The organism is Rhizobium sp. BK289 (assembly GCF_014193575.1).
Lineage (GTDB): Bacteria > Pseudomonadota > Alphaproteobacteria > Rhizobiales > Rhizobiaceae > Rhizobium > Rhizobium tropici_C.
In genome coordinates this window covers 52,161-72,510 of sequence record NZ_JACHZO010000004.1, presented here as the reverse complement: position 1 = coordinate 72,510, position 20,350 = coordinate 52,161, and the positions used below count along the sequence as shown (strand labels likewise).

Here is a 20,350-nt window from a genome sequence, read left to right as displayed (position 1 = left end):
CATTTCCTCAGATATATGCGGTCCGATCAGGAGCGGTATGAGGACGCTAGAGAGAAAGGCGCCTCTTGAAAAATACAATTTTCAAAGCATCATTATCTGATAAATTGATATCAGAGCTTAAAATGGCGCCAGAAATTATATAAATTTATCAATATGATATAGATCGTGCGCAAATTTAAATCGAAAAGCCGCACGTTTTAAGTCTCGTAAATCTGATTCAGTACAGCAATTTGCAGATAAATCGATGGGGGAGACATCATGGGCCTGAGCCTACGGCAGCTTCGCTACTTCGTCGCAACGGCCGAATATGGGCAGATCTCGCATGCGGCCGTCAACCTGTCGATCTCACAATCTGCCGTCACCGCTGCGATCAAGGATCTCGAATTGACGGTGGGCGTGTCGCTGTTCAACCGCACGCCGCAAGGCATGGAACTGACGACGGCCGGACGACAATTCCTGTCCCACGCCTATGAAATTCTGGCCAAGGTCGATGAGGCGACCCATCTCAATCTCGTCAGCAGCGATATCGAGGGAGAGCTTGTCGTTGCCGCCACCTATACCGTCATCGGCTATTTCCTGCCGCTTCACATCGAGCGCATCCGCCGTCTCTATCCGAAACTGAAAATCCAGCTCTACGAGGTCAATCGCGAATCGATCGAGGAGGGTCTGCTCAGCAATCGTTACGACATTTCGGTGCTGCTGACGTCGAACATCCTCAATCCGATGCTGGCGACCGAAACGCTTCTAAGCTCGGTGAGACGCCTCTGGCTTCCGGCGGGTCACGACCTGCAGCGCCGCGCCGGCATCGGCCTGCGCGAGATCGCCGAAGAGCCCTACATCATGCTGACGGTCGATGAAGCGGCCCATTCCTCCCTACGATACTGGAGCCAAAGCTCCTATCAGCCCAAGGTGCTTCTGCGCACCAGTTCGATCGAGGCTGTCAGGTCGATGGTGGCAAATGGGCTCGGCGTCGCCATCCTCTCGGATATGGTGCATCGTCCCTGGTCGCTCGAGGGGCGCCGCATCGAGACCGTGAACATCCAGGATCCGGTTCCGCCGATGGATGTCGGTCTGGCCTGGCGGGCCAACGTCGAATTCAGCCCGCCAATGCTTGCCTTCCGCCGTTATTTCCAACAGGCCTACAGCCTACCCGGAACGAACGCATAAATACATGAGGTCGATGGACTTCATAAGTTCGATCCCGGCGTTATATGCCTGAGGTCGGCGAGCATCGTCCACCGGCAGGGCTATTGATAACTAAGGGGATCCTTTGCGGTTAGCCGAAAGACTGCGACGCAAGGGCAAATACGATCGGAGAACCTGTGTTCGGGCTCCCATAAGCGGCCCTCTCAGACGAAACCATTGTTGTCACCGTATCGAAGACGGACATGCCGCTTTGCTGAACGAAACCGGCGAATGGGCCGGTACCGAAATGGGTATCGAGCCGGAGAAAACTGCCGACATGCGCGACGACATGCGGATGAACGACGGAAATCGCATCTTCCTCGCAATAAGCAACGACGGGACCAACCACATGACCGCGGCCGAAGCGGCGGCGCATGGAATAAGCCATCAATTTTTCGCCGTCATAAAGGCCATAGCAGATGGAGCTTTCAAACAATCGTTGAAGGTGCTGGTGGCGCGGAGCGCCGAAAGCGGGCTCGTCCAGGGCCGCAACCACATCCAGATCGCCGCGCTCGAGCCGCCGCAGCTGAAGCCCCGCCTTGATACTGTCGATCTTGGGCACGGATAGAACCTCACCCTGACACTGGAAGACCGTCTGTTGCGGCATGAACCCGAGTGTTGCGCACATCCGGCGTGCCGCTCTTGTCGCGTTGAGCCTTAATCGTTCCTGATGACATTCGGCCAGCATCCGGGTGACAAGCCACTCGGCCGTGCCATTCGTCTGCAGACGCGGCGCGGTGATCAGCATGCCGAACGTGGCGAAATTCTCTCCGTGTGGAAACCACATGGTCGAGCCCGAAACCCTGCCGATTTCGTCAAGCGCCACGAAGCCGCGGCCGACATCCCGTAGATGCTGCCAGTCCTGCGATCGATGCGGCCATCCGACCGACATCGAGAGAGCTTGAAGTTGAGACAGAGAGACTTCTGAGATGTCGGCAAAGCGCAGTTCGAATGCATCGACATGCAGTTTTTCGGGTACTTTTGTATCCATTCGTAATCCAGCCGCCATTCGATCTTCCTGCTGCTTATTCGCGCAAGCCGGCATCATGTTTGGCGAGCTTAGCCGAGACCGCGCGAAACATTTCACTGCGTATGCAAACACCGGCGCAAGAATTGACCGTATGCGCCGCGCTTTCGGCAGGTATTCCTCTGGCGGAGGCTTACCCTTCCTTTGATCGAAACCTCCCTTGCACGGGCGAGGACGGCAATCGGAGATTGGCAACAGCAATGCAGGCAGCGGACATTCTGGCAAGACTGGTAGGCTTCGATTCCATCGTCGGGACGCCGAATGCTGAAATCGTGCAGTGGATCAGCACCTACCTGAAGTCCTTCGGCGCCACGGTTGATATTCTCGCTGGCCCCGAGGGTGACCGGTCGAACCTTTTTGCCACCATCGGTCCCCGCGGCGAACCGGGTTATGTCCTCTCCGGTCACATGGATGTGGTGCCGGCCAACGAGGCGGGATGGGAGAGCAACCCCTTCGTGCTGCGGCCCGATGGAGAGAGACTGTATGGCCGCGGCACCAGCGACATGAAAGGCTTTCTGGCCGCATCTCTGGCGGCTGTGCCGATGCTCGCGGCAAGCACTCTCCTCCGGCCGATACATCTAGCCTTTTCCTATGACGAAGAAGCAGGTTGCCGCGGCGTACCGCATCTCATTGCGCGCCTGCCGGAGCTTTGCGAGACGCCGCTCGGCGTCATCGTCGGAGAACCCAGCAACATGCGGGCCATCCTCGCACACAAGGGGAAATCAGCCGCCCGCATCATCCTGAAAGGACGCTCCGGTCACTCCTCGCGGCCCGACCTCGGTCTCAACGCAATCCATGCCGCCGCAGACGTTTTGCAGGCCGCCGTTTCGGCCGCGCATTCTCTTGCCCGGGGGCCATTCGAAGCGGAGTTCGAGCCGCCTTATTCATCGATCTCGGTCGGCACCATTCACGGCGGGCAAGCCCTCAATATCATTCCGGATCTCTGCACGCTCGAAGTCGAAGCGCGGGCAATTTCCGGTGCAGACCCGGCAGCACTGCTCCTGCCGGTGCACGAGGCCGCTGCCGCACTTGAGCGTCGAGGTTTTCAGATCCAATGGGAGGAGTTGAGTTCCTATCCTGCCCTTTCCCTTCCGCAGACAGCTCCCCTTGCCGGTCTGCTGACGGAGCTGATAGGCACAGAGCCGCTGGCAGCTGTTAGTTATGGCACCGAAGCCGGACTTTACCAGCGCGCCGGCCTTGAGGCGATCATTTGCGGTCCTGGCGACATCGCTCGCGCGCACAAACCGAACGAATTCATCCTCACGCACGAACTCACCGCCTGCCAGGCCATGATCGAGGCTCTCGGCCGTCGTTGCATGGTGTGATGGGACAAAGCCGAAGGATAGAAGCCCATGACGTTCCTCTTCAATTCGGATGCCCGTCGAGGTCATATCTTCCAGGAAGCTTTCGCCCGCGAGCTGCCGGATCTCGCCTTCTCCATGGATCCGACGTCCGTCGACCCTGACGCCGTGCGCTATTTGATCACCTGGACGGTTCCGGACGACTTGCCGCGCTACCGCAATCTCGAAGTTCTGTTTTCAATCGGCGCCGGTATCGACCAGTTCGATACGGCCCATGTCCCCGATCACGTAAAAGTCGTGCGGATGGTCGAAGACGGCATTACCCGCATGATGCAGGAATATGTGACGCTTGGCGTCCTCGCGCTCCACCGCAATCTGCCCTCCTATCTCAGCCAGCAGCGCCGTCAGGTCTGGAATGCCTTGCCACAGGTTCAGGCGGCCGAACGCCGCATCGGTGTGCTGGGGCTCGGGAGCCTTGGCCAGGCCGTGCTCCAAAGATTGAAGCCGTTCGGCTTTGTGCTTTCCGGCTGGAGCCGCAGCCAACACGAACTGGAAGGCGTTGCCTGCTTTGCCGGCGAAGCAGGACTCCAGGCCATGCTCTCCACGACCGATATCCTGATCTGCCTTCTGCCGCTGACCGACGAAACCCGTGGCTTTCTCAATGCCGATCTCTTCGAGAAACTGCCGCGGGGCGCAGGTCTCGTGCATGTCGGCCGTGGACCGCAGCTCATTTCGGAAGACCTTCTGGATGCGCTCAACAGCGGTCGGCTTGCCGGCGCCGTGATCGATGTCACCGATCCCGAACCGCTGCCGGCCGGACATCCATTCTGGAGCCACGACCGCATACTTCTGACGCCGCATGTTGCAAGCGTCACTCAGCCCCATAGCGCAGCACGCGCCGTCATCGACAATATCAAACGAATCCGCGCGGGCTTGGACCCGTTTGGCCTCGTCGACCGACGCCGCGGCTACTGATCGCCAACCCGAAAGGAACCCAATGTCCCTCCTCAAGACAATTGATCCCAACCCCTCCTTTGCGCCGCGTGAAAACACTGTCGCTGCCGAGCGGCTGATTTCGGGCGATCCGAAACTCAAGACCTGGGCGCAGGACGTTGCCCGCAACGAGACGGTGCACACCGGCGTATGGGAGGCCACACCCGGTGTCAGCCGTTCGATCAAGGGTGAAACCTTCGAATTCTGCCATATTCTCTCCGGCGTCGTCGAATTGACGCCGGAAGGCGGCGCGCCCGTCGTCTATAGAGCCGGCGACAGCTTCGTCATGAAACCGGGCTTCGTCGGAATCTGGAAGACGATCGAAACGGTCCGGAAGATCTACGTGACCGTCACCCCTTGATATCCCCAGCACGGCGCGGTTTCCGAGCGCGCTGTGCAGCCTTGCCAAAGAATACGCTGCCCGATCATCTCAAAACGGCGTTTTCCGCCGTGGCAGCCGACGCGATCGGATCAAGGTACTTCGCCGATCCTATAGCATCTCGGTAAATTGACCGGAGGTATCATTATGGACCTGAGCTTCGATCCCGACAGTCTTTCGCTTCCTGTCGGCCATTTCATCGGCGGGAACTTCAGGGCTGCGAGTGGTGTCATTCCGATGCATCGCCCCTCCGATGGGAAGGCCTTTGCGGAGTGCCCAATCGCGGACGCTTCCGTTGTCGACCAGGCAGTTCAGGCGGCCAAGACCGCGCTGAAGCAAAGCAATTGGGGCGGCGTCCGCCCGCGCGAGCGCCTGAACGTCCTGCACCGGTGGGCCGATCTCATCGAAGAGGAAGCCGAAACGCTGGCGAGGCTGGAGGCTGTCGCGTCGACGCGACCCGTCGGCCAGCTTGTCGAGGGCGATATCGCGATTTCGGCGGAGCAGATCCGCTTCTTCGCCGAATTCGCCGACAAGGAAGGCGGCGACCTCGTGCCGACCGACGACGGCAATATCGGCATGATCATGACGGAGCCCTATGGGGTGGTGGGTGCCATCACGCCCTGGAATTTTCCGATCAACATGGCTGCATGGAAACTTGGCCCGGCGCTGGCTGCCGGAAATGCCGTCGTCCTGAAGCCGTCGGAAATGACGCCGTTTTCATCGATCTATCTGGCAGAGCTCGCCGTGCGCGCCGGCCTTCCCGCCGGGCTGATCAATGTGGTGCTGGGTGACGGCGTGACGACCGGCAACGCGATCACCGGCCATCCCGAAATCGCCAAGATCAGCTTTACCGGTTCGACCCGGGCCGGATCGGCCATCATGGAGAACATTGCCCGGACGGGCATAAAGCCGATGACGCTGGAGCTCGGCGGCAAGAGCCCGCAGATCGTCTTTGCCGATGCGGACCTCGACAAGGCGGCCGCGGCCATCACGGCCAGTATTGTCGGCAATGCCGGCCAGGCCTGCGTCGCCGGATCGCGTCTCATCGTCGAGAAAAATATAGCGGCCGCACTGATCGACGCCATCCGGAAGCGGATGAAGGGCGTTGCTCCCGGTCCCACCTGGGATGCAGCGAGCCGCTACTCCCCCATCATCTCGGAGAAGCAGAGACAGCGTATCGATGCGATCGTCTCCGCCACCATCGAAGCCGGCGCAGAATGCCTTGCCGGTGGCACGCGCATGGACGCACCGGGCTATTTCTACAGCCCGACGCTGATGGCCGGAGTCGATCAGAATTCTCCAGCAATCGTCGAGGAGATCTTCGGTCCGGTGCTGACGCTCCAGACATTCGAGCACGAAGAGGAAGCCCTGCAGCTTGCCGACCATCCGAGCTACGGGCTCGCCGCAGGCCTCTTTACCCGCGACCTCTCACGGGCCATCCGGTTGACCCGCCGCCTGCAAGCCGGAACCATTTGGGTCAACCGCTATAGTCGCTCACGTGACCACATCCTGCCGACCGGCGGTTACAAGCAGTCGGGTATCGGCAAGGATCTCGGCCGCGAGGCATTCCAGGCCAATCGCAAGAGCAAGAGCGTTTTGATCAGTCTTTGAGGGACGAGGAACATGAAAACCTACAAGATCGCATTGATCCCGGGTGATGGCATCGGTCGCGACATGACCGCCGCTGCCTGGTCGGTTCTGCAAAAGGCAGCCGGCAACAGCGGCTTTCTGCTCGACGACACTGAATTTCCTTGGTCCTGTGCCTTCTACAAGGAAACCGGCGTGATGATGCCCGCAGATGGCATCGCAACGCTGCGCGGTTTCGATGCCATCCTGCTTGGAGCCGTCGGCTGGCCGGCCGAAGTGCCGGATGCGGTATCCCTGCACGGGCTGCTGCTGCCGATCCGCAAGAACTTCGTGCAATATGCTAATATCCGCCCGCACAGGCTGCTGCCGGGTGTCCAGGGACCGCTCAAGGCATCGGCTTTCGACATTCTCTGCATCCGCGAAAACACCGAGGGCGAATATTCCGGCGCGGGCGGCCGCATCCATCAAGGTACATCAGACGAAGTCGCGGTCGAGACTTCGATCTTCACCCGCAAGGGCGTCGAGCGCATTCTGCGCTTCGCCTTCGAACAGGCGAGAGCCAGGCGCGGTAAGCTCGCTTCGGTGACGAAATCCAATGCCCAGAAGCATTCGATGGTCTTCTGGGACGAAGTCACGCGGCAGCTCGCGCAAGATTATCCGGACGTCGAGGTCACGAGCTATCACATCGACGCCATGGCCGCCCGCATGGTGATGGCGCCGGAAACCCTCGACGTCGTCGTCGCATCCAATCTCTTCGGCGATATCCTCACGGATCTCGGCGCAGCAATCCAGGGCGGCCTCGGTTTCGCGGCGTCGGCCAATATCAACCCGGAGCGGAACGCTCCGTCGATGTTCGAACCCGTGCATGGGTCCGCGCCTGACATCGCCCATCTCGGCATCGCCAACCCGATCGCAACGGTATGGTCCGGTGCCATGATGCTCGAACATCTGGGCGAGCAGGATGCGGCAAATGCCGTCATGGCGGCGATCGAAGCGACAACTGCAAGCGGCATCGGCACGGTTCCGGGCAAAGATCGGACCGATGCCATCACGACCGCGCTGCTCGCCGCAATCTGAAGTCCCACCGAGGATATGAACATGCAAAATTTGAAAATGCCATCCCTGTTCCGCCAGCAGGCGCTGATCGGTGGCGATTGGCTTTCCGCCCCTTCGGGCAAGACCGTTGCCGTGATCGATCCGGCGACACAGGCCACCATCGGAACGGTGCCGGATATCGGCAGCGATGAAACCCGGGCGGCAATCGAGGCGGCCGAGGCGGCCTATGGTCCCTGGAAGAAGCGCACGCACGCCGAGCGCGCGGCGCGGCTGGAGGCCTGGCATGATCTGATGCTCGAGCATATCGATGATCTCGCGCTGATCCTGACGACCGAACAGGGCAAACCGCTCGACGAAGCCCGTGGCGAAATCCGTTACGGCGCGTCCTTCGTCAAATGGTTTGCCGAGGAAGCCCGCCGCATCGGCGGCCAAACCATCCCCTCGCCGACCCCTGACCGCCGCATTCTCGTGTTGAAAGAGCCCGTCGGCGTTTGCGGCATCATTACCCCCTGGAATTTCCCGAATGCGATGATTACGCGTAAGCTCGCGCCGGCGCTTGCGGCCGGCTGCACGGTCGTGGTGAAGCCTTCCGAATTCACCCCCTACTCGGCGCTGGCGCTCGGCGTGCTTGCAGAAATGGCTGGGATTCCGGCTGGAGTCATCAATATCGTTACCGGCATGCCCTCCGAGATCGGGGCCGAGATTCTTGCCAATGCGACGGTACGCAAGATTTCCTTCACCGGCTCCACCCCCGTCGGTTCGCTGCTGATGCGCGGCGCCGCGCCCAGTATCAAGCGGCTTTCCCTCGAGCTCGGCGGCAACGCTCCCTTCATCGTCTTCGACGACGCCGATCTCGACCTTGCCGTCGAGGGTGCGATCGTCTCCAAGTTCCGCAATGGCGGCCAGACCTGCGTCTGCGCCAACCGCATCCTGGTCCAGGCAGGCGTCTACGATGCTTTCGCCAAGAAGCTCGCCGCCCGCGTCGATGCCATGAAGGTCGGGCCGGGCACCGAAGCCGGCGTTGCGATCGGTCCGATGATCAACGAGGCGGCTATCGCCAAGATCAACCGCCATGTCGAAGACGCGCTTTCGAAGGGCGCAACGATCGTGACGACCAAGCGGGATCTGCCGGCCGGCCCGCAATATACCGCGCCGATCGTCCTGACCGGGGCTACCACCGCCATGCAGCTCGCCGCCGAGGAGACCTTCGGACCGGTTGCGCCGCTCTTCCGCTTCGAGACGGAGGAAGAGGCGATCACTGTTGCCAACGGCACGCCCTACGGGCTTGCGGCCTATTTCTACACCGAAAGCCTGAAGCGCGCATGGCGGGTGGGCGAAGCGCTCGAATTCGGCATGGTCGGCCTCAATACCGGTCTAATCTCCACGGAGGTCGCACCGTTCGGCGGCGTCAAGCAATCGGGCCTCGGGCGCGAAGGCTCGCAGCTCGGCATTGAGGAATATCTGGAAACAAAGGCCTTCCACATCGGTGGCCTTAACTGAGGTGTGGCGTCTCAGATCGGAAAAGGGGTCGCAAGCGCGGCCCCTCTTTTTATGCTGCCGATTTCGTTGAGGCCCGCCGCCTGCTTATATCACTGAAATCTGTCGAGCGTTTTGTAATACAGACCGACCAAGGGCAGAAACCAGGGCTTGCCGAAATGGCCGGGAACGGCCGGCCAATCGAGTCCCTTGAGCGGATTGCGGTCGGGTCTTCCGAGAATCGCATCCGCAATGGTCATCCCAAGATGCGTGGAAAGCTGCGCGCCGTGGCCTGAATAGCCCATGGCGTACCAGATACCGTCATGATAGCCGGCACGCGGATAGCGATCCTTGGTGATATCGACGAGACCGCCCCAGCAATAGTCGATCTCGACCTCGGCGAGTTGGGGAAATATGCGGGCGAGGCTTTCACGAAGGATCGCGCCGCTCCTGGCGTCGGAACGCTGGTCCGATGTTGCGGAGAAGCGAGCCCGCCCTCCGAAGATCAGCCGGTTATCCGGTGACAGGCGCCAGTAGTTGCCGATATTCATCGTGTTCACGCAAGTGCGATTGCCGGGCATTGCCGAGGTAACTTCCGCGTCCGTCAAGGGCCGGGTCGCGACGATGAAACTGCCGACCGCCATGATGCGACGGCGGAAGTAACCGAAATTGGCTGTCGTATAGGCGCCGGTCGCAATCATGACCTGGTCTGCCGTCACGGTGCCTTTGCCGGTCTTCAGCACGTGCCTGCCACCAGAATGGCTACGCTCCGTCACGGCAGCGCCTTCCACGATGACCGCTCCGCGTCGCTTGGCAGCCTCTGCCAATCCGACAACATAGCGACCCATATGCATCATGGCGCTCTTCTTCGACAGCATCGCGCCATGAAACGGCGAACCGATCTCATTCTTGAGATCGGCGGCGGACAGCAGCGCGGTATCGGGATCGACCTCGGCATGCACCGCTTCGAAATTCCTGGCGAGCCCTTCGAAATGCTGTGGCTTGGAGGCAAGCTTCAGCTTGCCCGCGCGGCGGAAATTGCAGTCGATCCCTTCTTCCGCGATAATCGCTTCGAGCGTGTCGATCGAAGCATCCAGTGCGCGATAGAGGGCGATCGCCCGCTCCTTGCCCAACTCCGCCTTTGCCGCGATGTAACTATGCGCCAGGCCATTGTTCAGATGACCGCCATTGCGACCGGAAGCGCCGAAGCCGACGATCTCAGCCTCCAGAACAAGGACCTTCGCACCCGCCATGGCAAGCTGCCGGGCGGCGCCAAGCCCGGTGAAGCCGCCGCCCACCACGACGACGTCGTAGTGCCCTTCGACAGGGCCGACCGCCGCACCCGCAAAGCGGGGCGCCGTGTCGTGCCAATAAGAGGAATATTTCATCTGGCTGCCCTTTCTCAGAGCCCCACGACGCCCGGCAGACCGGAAATGTCGGCGATTTCGACATAGCCGTAATAGGGATTGGCCGGCTCGTGACCGCGGTTGACCCAGACCTTGTTCTTGATGCCGAGATCATGAGCCGACATGAGGTCGTAGCGGAAGGAGGACGAGCAGTGCAGAATGTCTTCCGGGCTGCAGCTCAGCATGTCGAACATGTATTCGAAGGCCTGGAAGCGCGGCTTATAGGCATTGGCCTGCTCGGCCGTATAGACGGCGTGGAAGGGCGCGCCGAGCTTTGCGACATTCGACATGATCTGACTGTTCATCGCATTCGACAGGATGACGAGCGGAATTTCCTTCGCCACTTTGGCAAGGCCTGCCGGAACGTCCGCATGCGGTCCCCAGGTGGGAACGCGCTCATAAACCATCCTGGCGTCTTCCTCCCTGAAGGCAACGCCGTTGCGCTTGCACGTCCGCTCGAGCGAATTGTGCACGACATCCGCATAAGGCTTCCAGTCACCCATGATCTCGTCGAGCCGGTAGGCAGCGAAATTCTTGATGAACTGCAACATGGCCGGCTCATCGAGACGATCGCCATAGAGGTCCCGGGCAGCTTCCGCCATCTGGAAATTGGTCAGCGTGCCATAGCAATCGAAGGTGATATATTTCGGCCGGAAGGTGGTCATGCGCTTCGTCCTTACGTGCTGCCCCTCGAGGCGATTGGTGGAGAACACGATAATAGGATTGCTTTCGGCACTGGAGCCTACTGATTTTGCGAGGTTCGGAGCAGAAAGTTTCGTATAGGGGCGCCCGTTTGGCATTTGCTTGCAAGAACCGCCAATGAGAACGCCTTCCGCCTACACTTTCGCGACCGCCGTTAGCGAGGTGACGGCATAAGATGCGGCAAGGGCGAGCCGCAACGGCGAAAGATACCGTCAAGGACATCGCCTTCAGATAATCTTCCGGCCCCGACGCTCCGACACTTGGACAAAAGAAATTCGAGGAGCGCCATGCGGGAGCGACAGATAGAAATCAGACCTTTCCGTTCCGAACATTTGGATGCAGCTGTCCGCCTGTCGCAGGAGGCCGGCTGGCCTCATCGCCTGGAGGACTGGAAAGTCGCCCTCGACCTGAGCAAAGGTGTCGTTGCGATCGCCGCTGATGACGAGGTCGTCGGCACCACGCTCCTGACACCTTACGAAACGGACTGCGCGACGATCAACATGGTGATTGTCTCTGCAAGCATGCGCGGACGCGGTCTGGGACGCCGTCTCATGGAGGCCGCTTTGGCTCTGGCGGATGGCCGCCCCTTACGCCTCACCGCGACCTCCGATGGCCTACCCCTCTATGAAAAGCTGGGGTTTCGCCAGACCGGCGCCGTCGTTCAGCACCAAGGCCTCGTCGCGGCGGTCGCGAAACCGGCAAACACCGAAGTGGCGACCAAGGCCGATATCCCGGCAATCACAGCGCTCGACCGCGAGGCTTTCGGCGCCGATCGCTCCGCGCTGATTGCGCGATTAGCGGATCTGGGCGAATTCGCGATTATCCGCCGTGACGGCAAAGTCGCAGCCTACGCCTGTCTTCGTTCCTTCGGCCGGGGCGAGGTCGTGGGACCTGTCGTCGCACCGGATATCGAAGACGCGAAATCGCTCCTGTCCCACTTCATGAGCCGGAAAACCGGCGCATTCCTGCGCGTCGACACCGGCGCGGAAACTGGTCTCGGACCGTGGCTCGCCAGCCATTCGCTTGTCCATGTCGGAGGCGGCATCGCCATGGCGAGCCCCATTATCAACCGCAGCAATCCCTCGACAGTCACCATTTTCGCCCTCGCCAACCAGGCGTTCGGCTGATCCGGAGAAGACCATGTACAGCAATTCCCTCATCGAGCTCGATCGCGCCCATCTGGTGCATCCGGTCGCCTCCTATCGCGGCCATGAGCAGCAAGGCGTGCGGGTGCTTTCATCCGCCAAGGGAGCGACGATCACCGATGCTCAAGGCCGTCAGCTGATAGATGGCTTCGCGGGTCTTTGGTGCGTCAACGCCGGCTACGGTCATGAAACGATCGTGGAGGCTGCGGCTCGCCAGATGCGCGAGCTTCCCTATGCGACAGCCTATTTCGGCCTTGGCAGCGAATCGGCCATCCGCCTTGCCGCCGAGCTAGCCGAACGAGCCCCCGGCGACCTCAACCATATCTATTTCACGCTGGGCGGTTCTGACGCCATCGACAGTACCGTCCGCTTCATCCGGTACTACTGGTTTGCGCGCGGCCAACCGCAACGCGATCAGTTCATCTCGATCGAGCAGGGCTATCACGGCTCTTCGACGGTCGGCGCCGGGCTGACCGCCCTTCCCAACTTCCATGCCGGCTTCGGCGTTCCGCTCGACTGGCAGCACAAAATTCCGTCGCCCTATCCTTATCGCAATCCCGTCGGGCAGGATGCGAACGCCATCATCCAAGCGTCTCTCGCGGCACTCAGGGCGAAGGTCGACGCGATTGGAGCAAACCGTATCGCCGCCTTCTATGCCGAACCGATCCAGGGTTCGGGCGGGGTGATCGTCCCGCCGAAAGGATGGATGAAGGCCATGCGAGACCTCTGCAAGGAACTCGACATTCTTTTCGTCGCAGACGAAGTGATCACCGGCTTCGGCCGGACGGGACCGCTTTTTGCCTGTTCCGAAGACGAGATCGTTCCAGATTTCATAACAACGGCGAAGGGGCTCACCTCCGGCTATGTTCCGATGGGCGCAGTCTTCATGGCGGATCACGTCTATCAGGTCATTGCCGATGGGGCGGGAGCTTCCGCCGTGGGGCACGGTTACACCTATTCCGCCCATCCCGTCAGCGCGGCCGTCGGGCTGGAAGTCTTGAAACTCTATGAAGGCGGGCTGCTCGAAAACGGCATAAAGGCCGGCGCGAGGCTGATGGCGGGCCTCGAGAGCCTGAGAGATCATCCCCTGGTGGGCGATGTCCGCGGGCGCGGCATGCTGGCTGCGATCGAGCTGGTGGTGGACAAGGCGGCAAAAACGCCGCTGCCGGCGGAGGCACAGCCTTCACGCCGGATTTTCGACCGGGCTTGGGAAAACGGCCTGGTGGTCCGCGCCTTCGCCAATGGAGTGCTGGGGTATGCTCCGCCGCTTTGCTGCACGGACGCCGACATCGACGCGATCATCGAACGAACGGAAAGGACGCTTGATCAGACGCTCGAAGATCCCGACGTCCGTCGGGCGCTCAAGGATTGAGCCCGCCAAGGCAAGGATCGATATACCGCGCGCAGGCGTTTTTCAGAATTTTGTGCCGCATCACTGGTCCGATTCGGCGCAATCGGCGCGGTCGAAGTGCCAAACTTATTCTTAATGAAGGTCCATCCCGGCAAATTCGGGCGCGTCAGAAAACAAGTGGACCTCGGAACAGCATAATCTTCCGCAAGGCAGGCGCCCGGCGCCTCCGACAAGCAGACTGGGGTAAGACATGACCAAGTCATTGGCAGAATTCAAATATATGAGCTTCGATGTTGTCGGAACGCTGATCGACTTCGAAGGCGGACTGAAAACCTGCCTCAGCGAAATTGCAGCTGAAGCGAAGGTGACGATCGACGGCGAGGAGGCGCTGGCGCTCTATCGCGCCGCGCGCTACGCCGACGATGCCGATTTGTTTCCCGACGATCTCGTGCGTGTCTATCTCGCCATCGCCCCAAAACTCGGTTTGCCGGCCGAAGAGGCCTATGGTCGGCGCCTGCGCGATTCCGCCAGGCAGTGGAAAGCCTTTCCCGACAGCGCGGAAGCCTTGGCGCAGCTGGCCAGCAAATATCGGCTGATCGCCATGACGAACGCCCGCCGCTGGGCCTTCGAACATTTTTCGGCAGAACTGGGGCATCCGTTCCACGCTGCCTTCACCGCCGACGACACAGGCACCGAAAAGCCCGATCCGGCCTTCTTTCACAAGGTCTTCGACTTCGTGGGCGGCGAGAATGCCAGCAAGCACGATATTCTTCACGTGGCGCAGAGCCAGTACCACGATATCGGCGTATCCCGGCAATTGGGGATAACGAATTGCTGGATCCAGCGCCGTCACGCGCAGGCCGGATATGGCGGCACGATCGAACCGGCCGAATTCACCACGCCGGATTTCCACTTCAAATCCATGGCCGAGCTTGCCCAAGCGGTGAAAGCGCTGGAGGCGGCATGATCAGCCGTCATCCTCGTCGCATCCAATAAGAAAAACAGACTGCCAACCAGAAAAAGGGGAATGACATGAACGACAAGATCATGAACTGGACTGCCTCGGATGACGCAATGGTCGAGAACGCCATTCGTCGAGGCGCCACCCGCCGCGAACTTCTCACCATGCTTCTGGCAGGCGGCGTCGCCATGTCGGCGGGCGGTCTGGTGCTCGGCCGGGCATCGAATGCCGTCGCGGCAACACCCAAATCCGGAGGCAATCTGAAAGCAGCCGGCTGGTCGTCCTCGACCGCCGATACGCTCGATCCCGCCAAGGCATCGCTGTCGACGGACTATGTGCGCTGTTGCTCGCTCTACAATCGCCTGACCTTCATCGATAAAGCCGGCGTGACGCAGATGGAGCTCGCCGAAAGCATCGAAAGCAAGGACGCCAAGACCTGGACAGTCAAGCTGCGCAAGGGCGTGACATTCCACGACGGCAAGGAGCTGACGGCCGATGATGTCGTCTTCTCGCTCAAGCGCCATCTCGATCCCGGTGTCGGCTCGAAAGTCGCCAAGATCGCCGCGCAGATGACCGGCTTCAAGGCTGTCGACAAGTCGACGGTCGAAATCACGCTCGCCGACCCGAATGCCGACCTGCCGACCATTCTCGCCCTGCATCACTTCATGATCGTCGCCAACGGCACGACCGATTTCTCCAAGGGCAATGGTACCGGAGCCTTCGTTCTCCAAACCTTCGACCCGGGCAATCGCTCGGTCGTGGTGAAGAACAAGAACTACTGGAAGTCCGGACAGCCTTATCTCGACTCGTTCGAATTCTTTGCGATCAGCGATGATAATGCCCGCGTCAATGCGCTGCTTTCGGGCGACATCCACTACGCCGCTTCGATCAATCCACGCGCCATGAAGCTGATCGACGGCCAGTCGGGCTTTACGCTGTCGAAGACCACGAGCGGCAATTATACCAATCTCAACATGCGCCTCGACATGACGCCGGGCAACAAGAAGGACTTCGTCGATGGCATGAAGTCGCTCGTCAATCGCGAGCAGATCGTCAAGTCGGCCCTGCGCGGCCTCGGCGAGGTTGCCAATGACCAGCCCGTTTCCCCCGCCAATATCTATCACAACAACGATCTGAAGCCGAAGGCCTTTGATCCGGACAAGGCGAAGTTCCATTTCCAGAAGGCCGGCGTGCTCGGACAATCCATTCCGGTGATAGCCTCCGACGCTGCAACCTCGTCGATCGACATGGCGATGATCATCCAGGCGGCCGGCGCCAATATCGGCATGAAGCTCGACGTTCAGCGCGTTCCCTCCGACGGCTATTGGGATAATTACTGGCTGAAGGCGCCGATCCACTTCGGCAACATCAATCCGCGCCCGACGCCCGACATCCTGTTTTCGCTCCTCTATGCCTCGAACGCGCCCTGGAATGAGAGCCAGTACAAGTCGGAAAAATTCGACAAGATGCTCATCGAAGCGCGCGGCTTGCTCGATCAGGCCAAGCGCAAACAGATCTACGCCGAAATGCAGGTGATGATCGCGGAAGAAGCCGGTACCATCATCCCGGCCTATATCTCGAATGTGGATGCGTTTTCGAGCAAGGTGCACGGATTGGAAGCCAACCCGCTCGGTGGCATGATGGGTTACGCAATGGCGGAGTATCTGTGGCTCGATGCCTAGCGGCCGCTGAACCTCCCTGGACGGCGCAAAGTCGTCCAGGGACCTCCGTCTCGCAAACGCCGTTCGTTTCGTAGATCGCCGCAGGAGCATTGCCTTTGAGATCCGAGGTCTCCATTCTTATCCTAAACCGGCTCTTCATCGCGCTCATCACCTTGCTGATCGTGTCATTCGCCGTCTTCTTCGCAACGAGCATGCTGCCGGGAGACACGGCCTCCATCCTGCTCGGCCAGGCGGCGACGCCTGAAGCGGTCGCCGGCCTGCGCAAGGCAATGCATCTCGACGAGCCGGCGATCCTGCGGTTCCTGGAATGGCTGCTGGGCCTGGTAAAGGGCGATCTCGGCACGTCCTACGCAAACAATATGCCCGTTGCGGAGCTGATTGGCCGCCGCCTGCTGGCAACACTGGAGCTTGCCGCCATCACGACGCTCGTCTCGGTGCCGCTTGCACTTCTGCTTGGCATTACTTCGGCCATGCTTCGCGGCTCCTATTACGATCGGATCGTCACGATCATTTCCATCGGCGTCATATCGGTGCCCGAATTCATGGTCGCAACGCTTGCGGTGCTGTTATTCGCCGTCTATCTGCGCTGGCTGCCGGCGCTCTCCTCCATCAGCGAGGCGCATACGGTCTTCGATCTTGTGAAGATCTACGCCATGCCCGTCATCACGCTCACCTTCGTCATCTCAGCCCAAATGATCCGCATGACCAGGGCGGCTCTGATCGAGACGCTGAAGACGCCTTATGTGGAAATGGCCCTGCTGAAGGGCGCCTCGCGCGGCCGCATGGTGTTCAGGCACGCATTGCCGAATGCGCTGGGGCCGATCGTCAACGCAGTCGCGCTGTCGCTCTCCTATCTCGTCGGCGGCGTGATCATCGTCGAAACTATCTTCAACTATCCGGGCATCGCCAAATTGATGGTAGACGCCGTCGCGACCCGCGATCTCCCGCTCATCCAGAGCTGCGCGATGATCTTCTGCCTTGGTTATCTCATGCTGATCACCATGGCCGATATCGTCGCAATCCTCTCAAATCCGAGGCTGCGATGACCACGAACAGCTTGGCTTCCCATACCCCATCCCTTCTCGGCTACAATGTCAGCCTTGTTGGCATCGTAGCTTTTGCCATCATCCTTGGCTGGACGATTGTCGCCCTGTTCGCGCCCTATATCATCCCCTATTCGGTCGGCGATATCGTCGATACCGACTATTTCGGCCCTATAAGCGGACAACTGTGGCTCGGCTCGGACTATCTCGGCCGTGACATGTTCTCGCGCGTTTTGATGGGTGCGCGCTATACGGTCGGCATTTCATTGGCCGCGGTGGCGCTCTGCTGTTTTTGCGGCGTGACGCTGGGCATGATCGCCGCGGTTGTCGGTGGATGGTTCGACACGATCCTGAGCCGGTTTCTTGACGCCTTGAACTCGATTCCAAGCAAGCTTTTCGGCCTGGTCGTCGTCGCCGCCGTCGGCTCGTCCATTCCGGTGCTGATCATCACGCTCGCCGTCATCTATACGCCCGGCGCCTATCGCTTTGCCCGCGCGCTCGCGGTCAATATCAACACGATGGATTTCATCACGGTTGCCCGCACCCGCGGCGAGCGGGTCGGCTACATCATCGGTTCGGAAATTCTGCCGAACATTATCCGTCCCGTTCTGGCGGATTTCGGTTTACGCTTCGTCTTCGTCGTTCTCCTGTTGTCCGGTCTTTCCTTCCTCGGCCTCGGCCTGCAGCCGCCCTATGCCGACTGGGGAGCCCTGGTTCGCGAAAATATCGGCGGCCTGCCCTTCGCAGCACCTGCCGTGATCGTGCCCTCCTTTGCCATTGCCAGCCTCACCATCAGCGTCAACCTGCTGATCGACAACCTGCCGCGCAAGATCAGGGACAGGAGCGCATGACGATGGACAATCTGGTTGAAATCAGAAATCTGAGAGTCGAAGCCAAGACCGACTCCGGTCGCATCGTCGAGATCATCAAGGGCGTCAGTTTCAATATCGCCAAGGGCGAGATTGTCGCGCTCATCGGCGAAAGCGGCTCGGGCAAGACGACGATCGCGCTGACGCTCATGGGGCATGCGCGCGAGGGCTGTCGCATCTCCGGCGGTACGATCCAGGTCGATGGACAGGACATGGCCGCCCTTTCCGAAAACGAACGCTCGAAGGTCCGCGGCACAACAGTCGCCTATATTCCGCAAAGTGCCGCAGCCGCTTTCAACCCGGCGACGAAGATCATGGAGCAGGTGATCGAGGTCACTCGCATCCACCGGCTGATGCCGCCCGAACAGGCGCGCCGGCGCGCGATCGAGCTCTTCCGTGCGTTATCGCTGCCGAACCCGGAAACCATCGGCGAGCGATATCCGCATCAGGTCTCGGGAGGCCAGTTGCAGCGGTTGGCCGCAGCCATGGCTCTGATCGGCGAACCGAAGCTTGTCATTTTCGATGAGCCGACGACCGCGCTCGACGTGACGACGCAGATCGATGTGCTGAAGGCATTCAAGTCGGTCATCCGCACCGGCGATATTGCCGGCGTCTATGTGTCACACGATCTGGCGGTCGTCGCCCAGATCGCCGATCGCATTGCTGTGCTCAAGGGCGGCGAAATCCAGGAGCTGGCGAAAACCGAAGCGGTCCTGACGCAGCCGAGCCATCCCTATACGCGTGAGTTGCTGGCCGCCTTCGAGCCGAAACAGACTGCTCGCGACAGCAAAACAAGCGGGGCGACTGCATCCGTGCTCAGGATCGACAATCTGGTGGCAGGCTATGGCGATATGCAGCCCAACGGCCTGCCGGCGGTTTGTGCGGTTCAATCCGTAAGCCTCGAAGTGGAGAAAGGCAGAAATCTGGGCATCATCGGTGAATCCGGATGCGGAAAGTCGACACTGGCGCGTGCAATCGCCGGCATATTGCCGGCGGTATCAGGCACTATCGGCTTTAATGGCAGCGAGATGAACCGTGCCGCAAAGTTGCGCTCGCGCGATCAATTGCGGGAAATGCAGATCGTCTTTCAATATGCCGACACCGCACTCAACCCGGCAAAGTCGATCGCCGATATTCTCGAGCGGCCCCTGGCCTTCTACCATGGTATGGACCGCAGGACTCGAGCGGCCAAGGTCGATGAGTTGCTCGATATGGTGCGATTGCCCCGAGCGCTTCGCTATCGCTATCCGTCGGAATTGTCGGGCGGACAGAAGCAGCGCGTGAATTTCGCTCGCGCGCTCGCAGCCGAGCCGCGCCTGATCATTTGCGATGAAATCACATCGGCGCTCGATACGGTGGTCGCGGCGGCAATCATCGACCTGCTCAAGGAACTGCAGCGTGAACTGCATTTGTCCTACATCTTCATCAGCCACGATCTATCGGTGGTCGAAGCAATCTGCGACGAGATCGTCGTGATGTATGGCGGCAAGAAAGTTGAGCAGATCACGCGCGAGGCGGCAGATGCGCCCCGCCATCCCTATTCCCAGCTGCTGTTCGGATCTGTTCCCAAGCTTGATCCGACCTGGCTCGACAATCTCGTTCAGGACCCGGAACTCAAGCGCGAATATGGCCATGGCTAGCCGATACAGCCTGGAAATACCGTTGGACACCGCTACATGGGAAACAGGCTGGTCAGGGGCATATGCGCCTTGACGATCGGCGACTTGAGCACCACGAAGCTGAAATACTTGTCGATGCCGATATCCAGGTCGGTCAGGCGCTCCATGATCGTCTGATATTCCCCGATACCTGCCGTCACGAACTTCAGCATATAATCATAGCCACCTGAGACGAGGTGGCATTCGATGACCTGATCGACCTTCTCCACTGCCGAAAGAAAACGCGCGAAGTCGATCTGCCGGTGGTTCTTGAGCGTGACTTCCGTAAAGACTGTCAGCGTCTGACCCAGCTTACCGATATTGATCTGGGCAGAATATCCCTCGATATAGCCTTCCTGCTGCAGTTTCTTGACCCGCATCAGACAGGGGCTTGGCGACAGGTTGACCAGTTCCGCCAATTCGACATTGGTGATGCGTCCGTTCTTCTGAAGTTCGTACAGGATCTTGATGTCGATACGGTCGAGCTTCATCGGCAAATCTTTCCCATATGAGGCAGCATTTTATGCCG

General features: G+C 60.0%; 18 protein-coding genes. 14 read left to right on the top strand and 4 right to left on the bottom strand.

Features of this window, described 5'->3' with window-relative positions; translation table 11 throughout:
- Positions 1-258: 258 nt before the first annotated feature.
- Positions 259-1,167 carry a LysR family transcriptional regulator gene (locus tag FHT84_RS08840; RefSeq protein ID WP_113248778.1) on the top strand — a complete coding sequence of 303 codons (909 nt, stop codon included), beginning with the start codon at positions 259-261 and terminating at the stop codon, positions 1,165-1,167.
- A 109-nt stretch (positions 1,168-1,276) separates the two neighbouring features.
- Here the strand turns inward: FHT84_RS08840 and FHT84_RS08835 are convergent, their stop codons facing one another.
- A complete protein-coding gene (locus FHT84_RS08835; RefSeq protein WP_183761830.1) occupies positions 1,277-2,176 on the bottom strand; it encodes a GNAT family N-acetyltransferase in 900 nt (299 codons plus the stop codon).
- A gap of 236 nt (positions 2,177-2,412) precedes the next feature.
- Between FHT84_RS08835 and argE the strand changes: the two genes are divergently transcribed.
- From argE to FHT84_RS08805, 6 genes are all read left to right on the top strand, one after another.
- A complete protein-coding gene (gene argE / locus FHT84_RS08830; protein ID WP_183761828.1) occupies positions 2,413-3,537 on the top strand; it encodes an acetylornithine deacetylase in 1,125 nt (374 codons plus the stop codon).
- Between the two features lie 27 nt (positions 3,538-3,564).
- Positions 3,565-4,488: a glyoxylate/hydroxypyruvate reductase A gene (locus tag FHT84_RS08825; RefSeq protein ID WP_113248776.1), complete on the top strand. Its 924-nt coding sequence runs from the start codon at positions 3,565-3,567 to the stop codon at positions 4,486-4,488.
- 22 nt (positions 4,489-4,510) lie between these two features.
- The gene (locus FHT84_RS08820; protein ID WP_069613469.1) at positions 4,511-4,867 is read left to right on the top strand and encodes a cupin domain-containing protein; all 357 of its coding nucleotides are present in this window, start codon (positions 4,511-4,513) and stop codon (positions 4,865-4,867) included.
- Positions 4,868-5,032: 165 nt separating this feature from the next.
- Entirely contained in the window at positions 5,033-6,496 is a 1,464-nt protein-coding gene (locus FHT84_RS08815) for an aldehyde dehydrogenase family protein (RefSeq protein WP_113248774.1), read from the top strand.
- A 12-nt stretch (positions 6,497-6,508) separates the two neighbouring features.
- Positions 6,509-7,549 (top strand): tartrate dehydrogenase, encoded by a 1,041-nt coding sequence (locus FHT84_RS08810; protein WP_113248773.1) that lies wholly within the window; start codon positions 6,509-6,511, stop codon positions 7,547-7,549.
- Positions 7,550-7,570: 21 nt separating this feature from the next.
- Positions 7,571-9,028: an NAD-dependent succinate-semialdehyde dehydrogenase gene (locus FHT84_RS08805; RefSeq protein ID WP_113248772.1), complete on the top strand. Its 1,458-nt coding sequence runs from the start codon at positions 7,571-7,573 to the stop codon at positions 9,026-9,028.
- A gap of 89 nt (positions 9,029-9,117) precedes the next feature.
- On the opposite strand, the gene FHT84_RS08800 is transcribed toward FHT84_RS08805, so the two are convergent.
- Together FHT84_RS08800 and FHT84_RS08795 are read right to left on the bottom strand one after the other, a co-directional pair.
- Positions 9,118-10,392 carry an FAD-binding oxidoreductase gene (locus FHT84_RS08800; protein ID WP_113248771.1) on the bottom strand — a complete coding sequence of 425 codons (1,275 nt, stop codon included), beginning with the start codon at positions 10,390-10,392 and terminating at the stop codon, positions 9,118-9,120.
- A gap of 14 nt (positions 10,393-10,406) precedes the next feature.
- The gene (locus FHT84_RS08795; protein ID WP_113248770.1) at positions 10,407-11,075 is read right to left on the bottom strand and encodes a haloacid dehalogenase type II; all 669 of its coding nucleotides are present in this window, start codon (positions 11,073-11,075) and stop codon (positions 10,407-10,409) included.
- 324 nt (positions 11,076-11,399) lie between these two features.
- Here FHT84_RS08795 and FHT84_RS08790 point away from each other — a divergent pair, with 324 nt between their 5' ends.
- From FHT84_RS08790 to FHT84_RS08760, 7 genes are all read left to right on the top strand, one after another.
- A complete protein-coding gene (locus FHT84_RS08790; RefSeq protein WP_113248769.1) occupies positions 11,400-12,239 on the top strand; it encodes a GNAT family N-acetyltransferase in 840 nt (279 codons plus the stop codon).
- Positions 12,240-12,252: 13 nt separating this feature from the next.
- Positions 12,253-13,629, top strand: coding sequence for an aspartate aminotransferase family protein (locus FHT84_RS08785; protein ID WP_113248768.1), 1,377 nt, complete (start codon positions 12,253-12,255; stop codon positions 13,627-13,629).
- Between the two features lie 229 nt (positions 13,630-13,858).
- The gene (locus FHT84_RS08780; protein ID WP_113248767.1) at positions 13,859-14,575 is read left to right on the top strand and encodes an HAD-IA family hydrolase; all 717 of its coding nucleotides are present in this window, start codon (positions 13,859-13,861) and stop codon (positions 14,573-14,575) included.
- A gap of 65 nt (positions 14,576-14,640) precedes the next feature.
- Positions 14,641-16,251 carry an ABC transporter substrate-binding protein gene (locus tag FHT84_RS08775; protein ID WP_113248766.1) on the top strand — a complete coding sequence of 537 codons (1,611 nt, stop codon included), beginning with the start codon at positions 14,641-14,643 and terminating at the stop codon, positions 16,249-16,251.
- A 95-nt stretch (positions 16,252-16,346) separates the two neighbouring features.
- Positions 16,347-17,297 (top strand): ABC transporter permease, encoded by a 951-nt coding sequence (locus FHT84_RS08770; protein WP_113248765.1) that lies wholly within the window; start codon positions 16,347-16,349, stop codon positions 17,295-17,297.
- On the top strand, positions 17,294-18,145 hold the full coding sequence (locus FHT84_RS08765) for an ABC transporter permease (RefSeq protein ID WP_112345864.1): 852 nt from the start codon (positions 17,294-17,296) through the stop codon (positions 18,143-18,145). The genes FHT84_RS08770 and FHT84_RS08765 overlap by 4 nt, the downstream gene beginning before the upstream one ends.
- Positions 18,146-18,147: 2 nt before the next feature.
- Entirely contained in the window at positions 18,148-19,803 is a 1,656-nt protein-coding gene (locus tag FHT84_RS08760; protein WP_113248764.1) for an ABC transporter ATP-binding protein, read from the top strand.
- A 32-nt stretch (positions 19,804-19,835) separates the two neighbouring features.
- Here the strand turns inward: FHT84_RS08760 and FHT84_RS08755 are convergent, their stop codons facing one another.
- Positions 19,836-20,312 carry an Lrp/AsnC family transcriptional regulator gene (locus FHT84_RS08755; RefSeq protein ID WP_015343674.1) on the bottom strand — a complete coding sequence of 159 codons (477 nt, stop codon included), beginning with the start codon at positions 20,310-20,312 and terminating at the stop codon, positions 19,836-19,838.
- Positions 20,313-20,350 lie beyond the last annotated feature (38 nt).